This is a genomic window from Luteitalea sp. TBR-22, assembly GCF_016865485.1.
Lineage (GTDB): Bacteria > Acidobacteriota > Vicinamibacteria > Vicinamibacterales > Vicinamibacteraceae > Luteitalea.
Genome location: NZ_AP024452.1, coordinates 1,237,986 through 1,252,086, shown reverse-complemented (window position 1 = coordinate 1,252,086; position 14,101 = coordinate 1,237,986). Strand labels below are relative to the sequence as shown.

Sequence of the window (14,101 nt, the reverse complement as noted above, 5' to 3'; positions counted from 1 at the left end):
GCGAGCGACGGCGCCGTTGGCGTTGTCTGACCTTCGCTCGCCTTCATCGCCCCAGACACGACTGCCCCGGAGATGGGGATCTCCGAGGCAGTACGCGGCCTCAGGGCGCCGGCTCGTAGTAGCCGCTCACCAGGACGCGGAAGAACCCTCCGGAGTTGGCGAAGGTCTCGGCCGAGAAGCGAAGCGTCTCGCCGGCGTTGACGTACTGCCTGGTGAGCGCCCCGCATGCATACACGAAGTTGAGAGCGTTCTGCCCCTGCGGCGTGCATGGCAGATCGTTGACGGCCTGGGACCCCGTATAGATGGCGACCGATAGCAATCCACCGGCGCCGCCTGCGTTGATCCAGGCCGAGGCGTACTCGACGACCAGGCGCTTGCCCGCAGGGACCGTGGCCAGGTCTCGGGTGGCGGACGAGCCCGAGAAACTCGTCGGAACGACGCCAACCTGGAACGCTTCCCTGGCAACGCGATCGACGTCGCGGGTCGGCACCGGAGCGGTGGCCGCGTTGTTGACGGTGACCGACGTGTCCCCGCCGACCGTCACCGTGCCGCTGATGGGCAGCGGCACCGATTCCACGATCCTGACCGGGGCGGCCGGTTTCTGCGCCTGGGCGGTGACGCGCTGGGCCTGCGCGACCAGGAGTCCCATTGCCGCGGCCGCGATCAGGACGCGACCCGAGCCATTCATGTTCGCCATCTCGGTCCTCCCCGCACCCGCCGGAGGCAGGTGTCCCTGGCGGTCATGCGTCTGTTGTGTGCGTACAGAGGGGAGAAACGTCGGCAGAACTGAAACTGAACGATTTCGCGATTGTCGCCGAGGAACGAAAGGCGTGGGGCCGCCGGACACGGGAGACGGCTGGCCCCTGACTCACTCGGAAACGACAGACGCCCCGGAGATTGCGGATCTCCGGGGCGCTATGGTGTTCCCAAGGCCGAAGGCCGAATGACGACGGCCGTCTCAGTACGGATCGACCTCGACGCCGTTGTTCCAGGCCTTGTACATCTCCTCGGCGCTCGGCACCTTGGCCGGGCGCACCAGGCGGAACCCGAGCCACTCGGCGTCGGTCATGTACCAGAGGCTGGTTGGCAGCTGCGGGTCGCGTTCCTTCCACACCGGGTCCGACTTGTAGCGGATGGTGCAGTTGACGCGATCGGCCGGGTCGTTCCACGAGCCACCGCGGACGGCCATCGGGTACGAGGTCGTCGGGCGCACCCACGGGTTGACCTGCGGACCCGCGACGTACGGCGCGTACTGATCGGCGGTCCACTCCATCACGTTGCCGAGCATGTCGTGGAGTCCCCACGCGTTCGGCTTCTTCGAGCCGAGCTTGTGGTACGTGCCGTCGGTGAACTCCTGCGTGCCGGAGTTCTTCTGGTACCACGCCACCTCGGCCAGCTGCGCCTCCGGCAACGCCGGCGCGCCACCGGCCCGGCAGGCGTACTCCCACTCGGCCTCGGTCGGCAGGCGGTAGTACTCGCCGGTCTTGGCGCTGAGCCACTGCGCGTACTTGTTGGCGGCGTGCGGCGTCATGCTGATCGCCGGGAAGCCGCCATTGCCGCGTCCGAAGCTCATCTCGAGGTGCGGCGCGGTCGGCCGGCTCAACGCATCGACGATGGCGTCCGGCTTGGCCTTCTCGTTGGCCTGGTCGGCGAACATGAACATCAGGTACGCGTCCCAGTTGACCTCGGTGGTCATCATCCAGAACGCGTCGAGCTTCACCTTCCGGACCGGCTTCTGGTCGGCTGGCGCCGCCGCATCGGCCGACCCCATGTCGAACTCACCGGCGGGGATCGGCGCCATGCCGAAGGTGGCCGTGGTGTCGGGGACGGTGACCGTGTAGGCCTTGGCCGCGGGCGTCGCCTTCGCCTTGGCGAGGATGCGCGCGCGGATCTCCTCGACGGCCTTCATCTCCTTCGGGTCGATCGCCGGCGCGGCGGGGGCCGCGGCCGGTTGGAAGCTGGAGAGCGGCACGGTCGCCGCCCCGGCCACGAGGGCGAGGGCGACGACGGCCGCGAGTCGTGCGGTCATGACTAGGAGACCCTGGTACGTCCCGGGATGGCGAGGCCGGGCGCCTCGAACGCGGCGTTCATCTGCAGGGTCGGCGGCAGGAGGTTCACCGTCGAGTTGAGCGCCTGCTCCCAGGTGAGCTCCAGGCCCGAGTACGCCGCGTCGCGGCCCATGATGGCCAGCAGCGTGCTCGTGGCGAGGTTCAGGTCGTCGTTCTTGGGCTTGCCGTCGCGGATCGACTTGAACAGCACGTCGTGCTCGCGCTGGTACATGTCGTACTCCTCGCCCTCCCACTGCCACTTGATCTTGCCGTCGGGCGTCTCGATGCGCGGCTTGCCCTTGCCGAGGAACAGCGTGCCGTCGGTGCCCATCACGTAGTCGAGCGTGCCGTTGAAGCAGCCGGTCGACTGCCGGTTGGCGAGGAACACGCGGTACCCGTTCGGGTACACGAAGTTGGCCTCGAAGTGGTCGTAGATGTTGCCGCCGTTGGCCGGCACGGCTCGACCGCCCACCGCCACGCAGCTGGCCGGCGGCTGGTCCTTCATCACCCACATGATCTTGTCGGCGTTGTGGACGGCCTGCTCGACGAGGCTGTCGCCCGACAGCCACACGAAGTTGTACCAGTTGCGCACCTGCCACTCGATGTCGCCCATGCCCGCCGGCCGCGTGTTCTCGGGCGGCATCGGCTTGACCGGGTTGGTGTAGTAGGTCGAGTAGTGGGCCACGAGCCGGCCGAGGGCGCCGTTGTGCACCTGCTCGATCGCGGCCGAGATCATGTTGTTGTAGCGCCAGCAGAAGCCCGCCACGAGCGCCTTGCCCTTGGCCTGCTGGGCCTTGTGCGACTCCATCACCGAGCGGATGCCCGGCGCGTCGGTCGCAGCCGGCTTCTCGCAGAAGATGTGCTTGCCGGCGTCCACCGCGGCCTTGAGGTGCGCGGGACGGAACCCCGGCGGCGCCGCGAGCAACACCACGTCGACGTCGCTGTTGATCACCTGCTCGTAGGCGTCGAGGCCCCAGGCCGCCTTGGTGACCTTCACCTGGGCGCCGAACTTCTGGCTGCCCTGCAGGCGCGTGAGCGACCGGAGAACGATGGCTTCGTCGATGTCGCAGATCTGGGTGAGCACCGCGTTCTTGTCGGCGGTGAGGGCCTGGGCGGCGGCGCCGCTGCCACGCCCGCCGGCGCCGACCAAACCGACCTTGAGGGCGTTGGTCACCGACTGGCCGGAGATGATGGCCGGGAACCCGGCCGCGGCGACGCCTGCGGCGGCTCCCGACTTCCTGAGGAAGTCGCGGCGGTCGGTCCTGCTGGGCACGTTCTTCGATGTGTTGGTCATGGCAGTCACTGGAGGGTCGGAGTGAGCGCACGTCCTCGCGGCGCCCGGATCGCGCAAATCATATCCCTTCCTGCATGACGCCGCCGGAGCCGCGAGCGCTACACCCCGGCCGACGAACTCGTCCCGGAATGGGACAAAGTCGGCGGCAAAACACTCGGGGCGGCGGGGGTGGACGGGGCCGGACGCGCGACGCGACCAGCCTCCTTGTTGTGACGCCAGCCGCCTACTTCTGGCTCGGCGAGTCGTCGGCCTTCAGGTCGCCGAGCGCGTACTGGATGCCGGCCAGCAGGTGCTGCAGGAGCACCGGGTTGGCGTACACCTTCTCGTTGTGGCCGTGCGACATGTAGAACACGCGGCCCTTCTGCTCGGCGCGGATCCAGCTGAGCGCGTGATCGCCGTCGGGCCGCGGGAACTGCTCCTTGGCCTTGTCCTCGGGCGTCATCTTCGCCATGTCCACGCTGGTCAGCACCCGCAGGTTGCGGCGCGAGTACACCTCGCGGCCGAACGTGTAGGTCTCGTCGGCGACGACGAACGGCGCGTGTCCCTTGAAGGGCGCCGTGAGCGGGCTGGCCGGGTCGTCGACCTTGTAGGTGATCTCCTGGCCGTCGTTCCAGTGGAACTTGAACATGCCGCCGATGAGCATGTTGAACTCGGGCCACGTGCCGACCTGATCGTCGGGGCCGAGTTCGGTGGCCGCGGCCTGGCCGTTGCCCGGCCGCGTGGGGCGCGCGGGAGGCGGCGGCATCAGCAGGTCGTACCGGGCCACGAAGTCGGCCTGGCTCACCCGGCCCGTCCTGCCGGTGTCCACCTTGTCGAACCAGGCCCCGCCCACCGCCTTCACCTCGTCGCGGCTGAGCGCGCCGCTCTTGTCGGCGTCGCCCTCGGCGAGGATGCGACCGGCCATCGGGAAGGCCGACATGATGCCGGGGCCGAGTGCCGCGAGCCGCGCGGCCGTCGGGTCGGCGCCCTGCCCTGCGCGCTTCAGAGCCGCCGCGCTGGCGTGGTAGGCGTCGGAGGCGGCGTGGATGGCGGCGATGCCCTTGCCGCCGCGCACGAAGTCGAGGAAGGCCTTGCGGCGCGCCGCGGTCGCGGCGGCGTCCTTCGGATCGTCGAGGAAGTGGCCGGTGGTGCTGGCGAGGAAGATTGCGTCGTACTGCTTCAGGTTGGCCTCGGTGATGTCGGCCGCGTCGTAGCTGACCGTCGTCGTCCACGCCCCGGTCTTCTTGCCGAGTTCCTCCACCGTACGGGCGGCGAGCGGGATCGAGGAGTGCACGAAGCCGGCGGCACGCGCCAGCACGAGCACCTTGCGCGGGCGGGCTGCCTTCGCCGGTGCCGCGGCAGGCAGCTGCGCCGTCATCGCGTCGACGTCGGGCTGGCACGGCGTGCGCGGATTGGGGCTGCGGCCACCGCACTGCGGACCCGTGTCGGGGAGCACCTGCGAGAGGCCCATCATCAGCGACTCGTTGGTCAGCCCCGCCGCGTCGGCGGCCTTCCACTTCGTGAACCAGCCGTCGAAGCCGGCCTGGGTCTCCTCGCGCGTCAGGCTGCCGTCGCCGTTGGCGTCGAGCGCCCTGAACAGGCCGGCCGCCACCTGCGCCCGCCCGCCGCCCTGCGCGCCGACGCCTTGCACCGCCACCAGCAGCCCCGCCGTCGTCCCGGCGATCACGGCCATCGTCGCCGCATGTCTCGTAGTCATCGATCCTCCGCCCCGATCCGCGATCCCCCGATCCGCGCTGTCCTGATGGCGCGAGGATACACTGCGTCGCACCGTGCCTTCCCCCGCGCCGCCTTCCACCCCGCTGACGCTGGTCCGCGGACTCGGCCTGTTTGCCGCCTACTCCATGGTCGTCGGCAACGTCATCGGCACGGGTGTGTTCCTGAAGGCGCGGGTGATGACCTGCAACGTCGAGTCGCCCGGCATGGTGATCGCGGTGTGGGTGGTGGCCGGCCTCATGAGCCTGCTGGGCGCGCTCACCTACGCCGAACTGGCGACGCTCTTCCCCGACGCCGGCGGCGAGTACGTCTTCCTCCGGCAGGCCTACGGTCGGCTCTGGGGGTTCCTGTACGGCTGGACGCGGTTCTTCGTCGCGACCGCAGGCGCGCTGGCGGCGCTGGCGACCGGCGGCGCCATCTTCCTGAACGCGCTGGCGGGCAACCAGCTGGCGGCCTGGCAGGTCACGGTGCCGGGGTTCGGCGCCATCGGCGGCATCGCCATGGCGGCCGTCGTCGCCGTGTGGGTGGTGACGCTGATCAACTGCCTCGACGTGTCGACGAGCGGGACGGTCGCCTCGGGGCTCACCGCCATGAAGCTGCTGCTGGTCAGCGGCGTCGGCCTCGGCGCCTTCCTGCTGGCCGACGGCTCGTGGAGTCACTACGCGCTGTCGGGCGCCGGTGGCGCCTGCGAAGGCGTGGATGCGGCGGCGCGCGGCGGCCTGGCCGGGATCGGCGCCGCGATGATGGCCGCCCTGTGGGGCTACAACGGCTGGAACGAGGTGACCTACGTCGCCGGCGAGGTGCGCGACCCGGGCCGGGCGCTGCCGCTGGCGATCATCGGCGGCATCCTGACGGTGGCGGCGCTCTACGTCACCGTGAATGCCGGCTACTTCTACGTGCTCACGCCAGAGGCGGTGGCCAGCGTGCCGGCGGCCTCGCCGGTGGCCACGGTGGCTGCGACGCAGTTCCTCGGGCCGGCGGCCACGAGCCTGATGGCCGGGATGCTGTCGGTGTCGGTCTTCACGGCACTGCTGATCGTCGCGCTGGTCGGCGCGCGCATCCCGTACGCGATGGCGCAGGACGGCGTGTTCTTCCGCAGCCTCGCGACGCTGAGTCCGCGGACGAGGGTGCCGATTCGGGCGCTCGTCGCGCAGGCGGTCTGGGCCTCGCTGCTGGTGGTGACCGGCTCGTTCGACACGCTGACCGACTACGTGATCTTCGCGGTCCTCATCTTCCTGGGCCTCGGCACGGCGTCGGTGTTCGTGTTCCGGCGCCGGATGCCCGACGCCCCGCGCCCGTACCGCACCTGGGGCTACCCCGTGGTGCCGGCGCTCTTCCTGCTCACCGCCGGCTGGCTGATCGTCAACACACTGATCACCAGCCCGCGCCAGTCGCTGGCCGGCCTCGCGCTGGTGGCGCTGGGCGTGCCCTTCTACCTGTACTGGACCCGCAATTCGAAATCTGGAATTTGAAATTCCCGCGGGGCGCGGCTCTCGCCGGCGCCCCTCGGGATTGCTTCGAGCGGCAAGGCCGACAGGCCGGCCGCCGATCAATTTCAAATTTCCAATTTCAAATTGCCACCACAGCCACCGATGACGCTGATCGTCCTCTTCCTCTGGGCCTTTGCCGCCGCGACGATCCTGCCGCTGTCGTCCGAGGTGCCACTGGCCGTCGAGGTCGCGCGCACCGGTCACTGGCACGTGCCCGTGGCCGTGGCCACGGTGGGCAACGTGCTGGGGGCGGCGACCACCTACGGGCTCGCGCGGCTGGCGGTGACCCGCGCGCCCGAGCCCTCGCCGCGCGTCGCGCGTGCCGCGGCGCTGCTCGCCCGCTACGGGTCGCCCGTCCTGCTGCTCTCGTGGGTGCCGCTCATCGGCGACGTGTTGGTGGCGCTCGCCGGCGCGGCGCGCATGCCGCTGGCGCCGTTCCTGCTCTGGACGACCATCGGCAAGGCGGCGCGCTACGTCGCTGTGGCCTACGTGAGCTGGCAATTGGAAATTTGAAATTCGAAATTCTCGTGGGCGCGGCTCTCGCCGGCGCCCCTCGGGATCCCTCGAGCGGCAAGGCCGACAGGCCGGCCGCCGATGAATTTCAAATGTCAAATTTCAAATTGCCGTATCAGCGCAGGCGCGTCGCCAGGTGGTTGCTCCCGGCCGCCCACGTCACGCCCTGCGCGTCGCTGTAGATCGCGCACTCGACGACGATCGCCTCGCCCCCGGCGCCGACGCTCTCCACGCGCGCGCCGAAGGTCCTGCCCATCGCCTCCGGGAACTCCGCCGCGACATCGAAGGTGCGACGACTGGTCGGCGCCACCGTGAACGTCCTGCTGACCGGCGCCGCGCCCTCGAACATCAGCGTGAGCGTCACGGTGGCGTCGGTGGCCGCGGTGTTGGCCACCAGCAGGTAGGTGGACACCCGGGGTGACGCCTGTGCCTGCCCCTCGGCCACCGCCCAGGCCGTCCCCGTCACGACCGCGCCCGGCGAGTTGTGCGCTTCCACCCAGTTGGGCGACTCCCGCGGCCACCACATCGCCCGCTCGACGACGATCGGCACGCCGTTGGTCACGGTGACGCGCGTGGAGTGCGCGACGTTGGCCATCGGGTAGCCGGGCGTGCCGTCGAACTGCTCGACGTTGACCCACACGTTCTGCCTGGTGTTGGCCGGAACCGTCATCGCGCGCTGACGCGTCGAGCCGTCCTCCAGCAGGTACGTAATCGTCGCCTGCGCGTCGGCCGCATTCGGGTTGGCCAGCAGCAGGAACTCGTCGAAGTAGTTCAGGGTCGCGCCCTCGGCCAGGAACCACTCGGTGGCGGGCGCCCGGATGCCGGCGCTTTCGTGCCCAGCCGCGAACGTCTGGCCGTTCCGGTTCAGGTACATGGCGCGCTCGGCGATGATCGGCACGCCGTTGATCACCTCGATGGCGGCCGACACGTCGGTGCTGGCCAGCGTCTCGGTCACCCCGCCCGTCGTGAACGTCTCGAGGTCCACCCAGATGTTGAAGCGCGATCGAGGCGCCACCGGATACGTGCGCTCGAGGGGCGGTCCCGACGGGCGCAGGTAGCGCACCCGCACCTGCGCTTCGGTCGCCGACGGGTTCTGGAGCAGGTAGAACAGCTCGAAGCCGGAGTGCGTGGCCCCTTCGGCCAGGTACCACGTGGTGGATGTCGCCGGCAGCGACGCCTCCGCATGCGATCCGTAGCCGGTGCCCCTGTCCCACGACAGGAGGCGGTCGACGACGACGGGGCCGTCGCTCTCGACGAGCGTGGCGAACTCCGCCTCCGCCATGCCTGGCACCGACTCGACCACGATCTTCCGACTCTCCCGGGCGGGCACGACCACGGTGAGCGGCACGCTGCTGCCGTCGCCCTTCTGGAAGTGCAGCAGCGCCGTCACCGGAGTCGTCGACGACGGGTTTGCCAGCGCGATCCGCGTCGAGAAGAAGCTGCTCGTGGCGCCCTCGGCCAGGTAGCGTGTGAACACGCCGGCCGGGTGCGTGCCCTGGGCGAATTCGGCAGCATTGGACAGGCCGTCGCCGTCGGCGTCGCCACCCGCCCCGTCGCGGCCCGACGCCGACACCGCGCTCAGGCCGAACGCCTGCTCCCACGTGTCGGGCAGGCCGTCGGCGTCCGCGTCTTCCGTGCCCGCCGTCGTCACCGTGAACGCGCCGGGCAGCGTCGCCGACGATCCGTCGGGATCGGTGACCACGACGTCGAGGACACCGGAGCCGCTGACCGGCAGCGTCACGGTCAGTGCGCTGCCGCTCACTGCCTGCGCCACCACCGGCGTGCCCTGCCCCAGGCGCACGGTCGTGCCGGGCACCAGGCCGCCGCCACGCAGTGTCAGGGTGACGCTCGTGCCTGCCTGGCCGTGCGCCGGCGTGACCGATGACACCCAGGTCGATGGCAGCCGCACGTAGAGCCAGGAGCCCGACTGTCCGACGCTCTCGGGAGTGAGCCCGGCCCCCGAGACGAACCCGACGACGCCGCCATCGAAGGAGACGACGGGCGACCGGCTCGGGCTCTCGATCTGTCGTCCTGCCGCGTCGAGGCTGACGCGCTCTGGCGCGCCGGGTGCACCGGACTCGTCGATGCGCACGAGGAACACGTCGCTGACGCCGTTGGTGTCGTCGGGCACCAGATCGGAGGCCGCGGACTCGAACACCACGGTCCGCCCGTCGCCGCTGATCTGGGCGTTGGTGCTCGGGCCGTTGCCGAGCCCGCCCGACACGCTCGTCGCGAGCCAGTGGCGCCCGTTGTCGGGCACCGTCACCGCGGCGCCGGCGAACGCGCGCCAGGCGGGCGCGAGGCCAACGTCGCTCACCGTCGCGCGCCCTGCGGCGAACGGGTCGGTCGTCGTGGCGACAGCGGCGTCGCCCGAGAGTGGCGGCGCGAGGTCGACGACGACCACTTGCCAGTCCGGCAGCAGCCCGGGCTGCGTCCCGACGATGTCGGCGGCCTTCGTCCAGAAGGTGACGCGCGTGCCGTCGGCGCTGATCGTCGGCAGATCGCTCTCGCCCGAGGCATCGCCGAGTCCGCCCGTGTTGCGCGCCGTGGACAGGCGTGTGATTGCCCCTGTGGCCTGCTCCCAGAGGAAGACGTCGAGCAGGCCGTTGCCGTCGCCGGGCACGAGGTCGCTGGCGCGCGAGGCGAACACGACGCGCTTGCCATCGCGGCTGATCTTGGGCACGCGACTGGCCAGGTTGGCCGGGCCGCCGTCGCTGCGCTGGCTGACGCGCGTCGTCGTGCCGGAGGGCCAGTGGTGCAGGAAGATGTCCGGCATGTCGTTGACGTCGCCCGCCACGAGATTGGTCGCCGCCGATGCGAACGCCACCCAGTACCCGTCGGGGCTGATCTCGGCCTGACCGCTGTTGCCGTTGCCCTGGAGGCCAGTGGTGTCGACGCTGACGCGGCGGAGCGACCATGTGCCGGGCTCGTCGAACGTCCCGTTGCCGTCGCTGTCGCGATCGAGCAGGAACACGTCGTCGGCGAAGTTGGTGTCGCCGGGCACGAGGTCCGAGGCCGCCGAGACGAACGTCAGGAACCGGCCCGTCGCACTGAGGCGGGGCAACGTGCTGCGTCCATTGCCGGCAGCGCCGGCCGGGTTCGCGCTCACGAGACGCCGCGGGCCGCCGGCGTTGTCGGAGAGATACACGTCCTCGACGCCGTTGAGATCCTGCGGCACGATCGCGTTCGGCGACGTCCCGGCCACGTAGCCGGCCACGACGGACATGGTGCCATCCCCGAGCGGCCCGGACGAGAGGAGTGGTCCGGGCGTGACGTACGAGAAGGCGGCCGAGCGCGTCGTGCTTCCGCCTGGTGCCAGCACCGTGATGTCGACCGCACCGGCCGTGTCGTTGAACGGCGTGTACGCGCGGAGGCACCCCTCGCCGCGCGTCTGCACGGGGCCGGGCCGGCCGCCGAACAGCACCGCGGTCTGGGTGTCCAGGTTCTGGCCGCAGATCGTCACGAGGGTCCCACCTGACAGTGGGCCAGACACCGGGGCGACGCTCGCGATCGTCGGCGCGCCCGGTGTCACGGGCAGGTAGGTGAACGCGCCGGCCCGCGTGGCGGTCGCACCTCCCACCTCCACGCTCAGGTCGCCAACGCCCGTCCCCGGGGGCGTGACGGCCGTGAGGTATCCCGGGTTGATCACCGTCACCGACGTCGCAAGCGCGCCACCGATCCGGACAATCGGTGCACCGACGAACCCGTCACCTGCAATCAGCACCGTGGTGCCGCCGGCCTGGCTCCCCCGCGAGGGCGTGATCGCTCCGAACGTCCCGAGTTGCGGCACCGGCAGGTACGAGAAGCCGGCCGCCCGCGTCGCCTTGCCGGCGGCGGTCAGGATGGTCACGTCGACAGGCCCGAGGGCGACGCCGGCCGGTGTCCTCACGGCCACACAATCGCCGAACAAGGGCTGCACGTTGGTACCGGCGCGGGCGCCGAACAGGATGGTGACGGCGGCGTCGAGCCGATAGCCGCACACGGTGACCACCGTACCGCCGTTGACGGTCCCGGCCACCGGCGTGACGACGTCGATGCGCGCCGGTCCGGTGAGGCTCGCCGGATCGATGTAGGTGAAGGCGCCGGCCGCCGTGGCCGATCCCCCGGCGGCCGTCACGGTCACGTCGCTGGGCCCGACAGCCGCGGCCGGCGTGACCGCGGTCAGCAGGGTCGGACCGAGCCGCGTGACGTCGGTCGCCGGGATGCCACGCAGCGTCACGGTGGGCGTGCCTTCGAACCCGGTGCCGGTGATGGCGATGGTCGTCTGGCCGGTCGTCGGACCGCTGTTGGGGCTGACCGACAGTACCGTGGGGCTCGCCGCGAAGGTGAAGGGCGTGGGCGACGTCGCCGAGCCGTATGGCGTCGTGACCACGACGCTGCGCGCGCCGGCCGAGCGCTGCGGCGTGACGGCGGTGAGCGTGGTGCTGTTGACGACGGCAACCGCGGTCGCGGCGACTCCCCCCAACGTGACGGTGGTGCTGCCGACGAAGTCCGTGCCGGTGATGGTGACCGTGGTCCCGCCGGCCGTCGGCCCGGACGAGGGCGTGAGGCCACTCACGGTCGGTGGGGCGACGTACGTGAAGCCACCGACCAACGTGGCGTCGCCGCCGAGCGTCGTGACCACCACGTCCCGGGGGCCGGCGGCACCGGGCGGCGTCACCGCCGTCAGCGACCCGCCGGCCTGCACGACCGAGGTCGCGTCTGCGCCGCCGATGGTGACCCGGGTCACGTCGGCCGACCACTGCCCGGTCAGCGTCACCGGGGTGCCACCCGCCACGGGGCCGCTGGCCGGCGCGATGCCGCTCAAGGTCGGGGGTGGGGGCCGATAGGTGAAGCCGCCCGGCAGGGTGATGTCGCCGCCCGGTGTCGTCACGCGCACATCCGCAGCGCCCGCCGCGCCGCCGGGGGTCACCGCGGTCAGGGTCGTCGCGCTCGAGACCGTGACCGACTGGGCGATGACCCCGCTGAACCGCACCTGCGTATCCGCAGTGAAGTTGCTCCCCGTGATGGTGACCGTGGTCCCGCCGGCCGTCGGCCCGGACGAGGGCGTGAGGCCACTCACGGTCGGTGGGGCGACGTACGTGAAGCCACCGACCAACGTGGCGTCGCCGCCGAGCGTCGTGACCACCACGTCCCTGGCCCCGGCCGTACCGGTGGGCGTGACTGCAGTGATCGTGGTGCTGTTGATGACGGTCACGCCGGTAGCCGCCACACCACCGACGGTGACGGTGGGAGACCCACTGAAGTTGGTGCCCGTGAGCGTGATGGGCGTCCCGCCCGTCGTGACGCCCGAGGCCGGCGACACGGCCGTCAGCGTCGGCGCCGGTTGCGGCCCCGTGTAGGTGAAGCCGCCGACGAGCGTGACCTTGCTGCTGGTGGTGATGCTGACGTTGGCCGGCCCGACCGGATTGGAAGGCGTCTTTGCCGTGATCGTGCCGGGGCCCGTCACGGTCATGTCGTTGAAGTCCCGACCGGCAATCTCCACCGCCGGCAGGCCGTAGAAATTGCTGCCCGTGATGAGCACGGACGTGCCGCCGTCCTTGGTCCCGGAGTTCGGCGTGATGCTGCTGATGGACGGCGCGGGCAGCCTCTCGAGCGCGAAGTCGAGGCCCGTGACCGTGCACGGGCCCGGATTGCAGGAGGCGTCGTCTCCCGGGCTGATGATCGTGCCCGCGTTCATCGCCGTGTCGCACTGGCCGCCCCCCCAATACGCGCAATCGAGGCCGTCGTACACCTGCTGGCGGTAGGCGCGGTCGAAGGCACGCAGCCGGTACACCTTCGTGTCGCTACCAAGATGGGTGAACTCCCCATTGGCGTTGGTGAAGGTGGCGCCCCACGAGACGTTGTTGACCCCGAGGAAGACCTCGTAGAGGGTCACCAGCGCGTTGGCGATCGGCTGCCCGGTGGCCTTGTCGGTCACGCGCCCCTTCAGGACGGCGGTGCCGGCACGAGCGGTCGCGGCAGTCAGCGTGACCAGCAGGAGGACGGTCGAGAGGCAGGTCAGCGCACGCCGGACACGGGTACTCATTGGACAGAGGGTGGGCTCCCGGAGGCAGAACGTGACGCCGCCTCGATCGCCGCCTCTCGCGACATCGCGAGCGTGAACTCCGGCAGCGTGCCCGCAAGGTCAAGGGAAATACGGACCGCCTCCGTGAGGTCGCACCAGACGCACGGGATACCCCGCTCGGCCTGGGTCCGGGCGAAAGCCGCCAGGTGCGCCACGCCCGGACTGGAGACGTAGTCGAGCCGCGACAGGTCGACGACCACGGCCTGGTGGGGCTCGGCGCCGGCCAGCGCCGCCAGGAGCGGCTCGCTGCGGGCGCCCGCCTCGCCGAGGCGTCCGGAGAGGCTGACCACCAGGACGTTGCCGGCCAGGCGCGTGCTGACCTCGGGTCGCCAGATCTGCCGGCGCGCTGCCATCGACCGGCATCTTATCCGTGCTATCAATAGGCCGCGCACCCCCGCACCAACTTTTTTCAGGTAGCCGCGTCATTGCTGCAGGATCGAGATGAACAGGCCGTCATCGCCCGGGTGGCGGCCGGCGATGTCAACGCCTTCGAGGCGTTGGTCGGACGTTACGAACGCGTGCTCTTCAGCGTGGCCTACCGGATGCTCCACGACCGGGACGCTGCGCAGGACGCGACCCAGACGGCCTTCATCCGCGCCTACGAGAAGCTGGCGACGTACGACCGCCAGCACCGGTTCTTCAGCTGGATCTACCGGATTCTCGTGAACGAGTGCCTGACGCAGAAACGCCGGCCGCGGCCCGATGCCCTCGACGCCGTCCCGCCGGTGTCACGCGATCCGGGGTCGGCCCTCGACGAGGCCCGGCGCCGGGACGCCCTGCGGAAGGCGATCGCCGAGCTGACGCCTGAGCACCGCGACGTCGTGCTGCTCCGGCACTTCGGCGAGCTGTCGTACGACGAGGTGGCCGCCACCCTGGGCATCCCGGTGGTGACGGTCAAGTCCAGGCTGTACGCGGCGCGGCAACGCCTCGCCGACAAGCTCGCGGCCCTGAAGGTCGCGCAGGCAGGTTGACCGAG

9 protein-coding genes are annotated in these 14,101 nt (G+C 70.7%); 3 read left to right on the top strand and 6 right to left on the bottom strand.

The genetic code is table 11. The features are described 5' to 3' along the window. Nucleotides 1-100: 100 nt before the first annotated feature. From TBR22_RS05120 to TBR22_RS05105, 4 genes are all read right to left on the bottom strand, one after another. A complete protein-coding gene (locus TBR22_RS05120; RefSeq protein WP_239491883.1) occupies nt 101-697 on the bottom strand; it encodes a hypothetical protein in 597 nt (198 codons plus the stop codon). Between the two features lie 261 nt (nt 698-958). Further along, a complete protein-coding gene (locus TBR22_RS05115) occupies nt 959-2,029 on the bottom strand; it encodes an SUMF1/EgtB/PvdO family nonheme iron enzyme (protein ID WP_239491882.1) in 1,071 nt (356 codons plus the stop codon). Between the two features lie 2 nt (nt 2,030-2,031). After that, nucleotides 2,032-3,342 (bottom strand): Gfo/Idh/MocA family protein, encoded by a 1,311-nt coding sequence (locus TBR22_RS05110; RefSeq protein ID WP_239491881.1) that lies wholly within the window; start codon nt 3,340-3,342, stop codon nt 2,032-2,034. A gap of 223 nt (nt 3,343-3,565) precedes the next feature. Beyond that, nucleotides 3,566-5,038, bottom strand: coding sequence for a ThuA domain-containing protein (locus TBR22_RS05105; RefSeq protein WP_239491880.1), 1,473 nt, complete (start codon nt 5,036-5,038; stop codon nt 3,566-3,568). 73 nt (nt 5,039-5,111) lie between these two features. Between TBR22_RS05105 and TBR22_RS05100 the strand changes: the two genes are divergently transcribed. Together TBR22_RS05100 and TBR22_RS05095 are read left to right on the top strand one after the other, a co-directional pair. Next, nucleotides 5,112-6,527 carry an APC family permease gene (locus TBR22_RS05100; RefSeq protein ID WP_239491879.1) on the top strand — a complete coding sequence of 472 codons (1,416 nt, stop codon included), beginning with the start codon at nt 5,112-5,114 and terminating at the stop codon, nt 6,525-6,527. Between the two features lie 120 nt (nt 6,528-6,647). Then, nucleotides 6,648-7,058: a YqaA family protein gene (locus tag TBR22_RS05095; RefSeq protein WP_239491878.1), complete on the top strand. Its 411-nt coding sequence runs from the start codon at nt 6,648-6,650 to the stop codon at nt 7,056-7,058. A 115-nt stretch (nt 7,059-7,173) separates the two neighbouring features. Here the strand turns inward: TBR22_RS05095 and TBR22_RS05090 are convergent, their stop codons facing one another. Continuing rightward, complete coding sequence (locus TBR22_RS05090) at nt 7,174-13,086, bottom strand: IPT/TIG domain-containing protein (protein WP_239491877.1); 5,913 nt, start codon at nt 13,084-13,086, stop codon at nt 7,174-7,176. Beyond that, on the bottom strand, nt 13,083-13,478 hold the full coding sequence (locus TBR22_RS05085; protein ID WP_239491876.1) for an STAS domain-containing protein: 396 nt from the start codon (nt 13,476-13,478) through the stop codon (nt 13,083-13,085). The genes TBR22_RS05090 and TBR22_RS05085 overlap by 4 nt, the downstream gene beginning before the upstream one ends. Before the next feature lie 72 nt (nt 13,479-13,550). Here TBR22_RS05085 and TBR22_RS05080 point away from each other — a divergent pair, with 72 nt between their 5' ends. After that, entirely contained in the window at nt 13,551-14,096 is a 546-nt protein-coding gene (locus TBR22_RS05080) for an RNA polymerase sigma factor (protein WP_239491875.1), read from the top strand. The last annotated feature ends 5 nt before the right edge of the window (nt 14,097-14,101 follow it).

Excerpts from the sequence above, each read along its gene's own strand:
- TBR22_RS05105 (WP_239491880.1), bottom strand. The coding sequence starts at position 5,038 with ATGACTACGAGACATGCGGCGACGATGGCCGTGATCGCCGGGACGACG.
- TBR22_RS05095 (WP_239491878.1), top strand. The coding sequence starts at position 6,648 with ATGACGCTGATCGTCCTCTTCCTCTGGGCCTTTGCCGCCGCGACGATC.
- TBR22_RS05110 (WP_239491881.1), bottom strand. The coding sequence starts at position 3,342 with ATGACCAACACATCGAAGAACGTGCCCAGCAGGACCGACCGCCGCGAC.
- TBR22_RS05120 (WP_239491883.1), bottom strand. The coding sequence starts at position 697 with ATGGCGAACATGAATGGCTCGGGTCGCGTCCTGATCGCGGCCGCGGCA.
- TBR22_RS05090 (WP_239491877.1), bottom strand. The coding sequence starts at position 13,086 with ATGAGTACCCGTGTCCGGCGTGCGCTGACCTGCCTCTCGACCGTCCTC.
- TBR22_RS05115 (WP_239491882.1), bottom strand. The coding sequence starts at position 2,029 with ATGACCGCACGACTCGCGGCCGTCGTCGCCCTCGCCCTCGTGGCCGGG.
- TBR22_RS05085 (WP_239491876.1), bottom strand. The coding sequence starts at position 13,478 with ATGGCAGCGCGCCGGCAGATCTGGCGACCCGAGGTCAGCACGCGCCTG.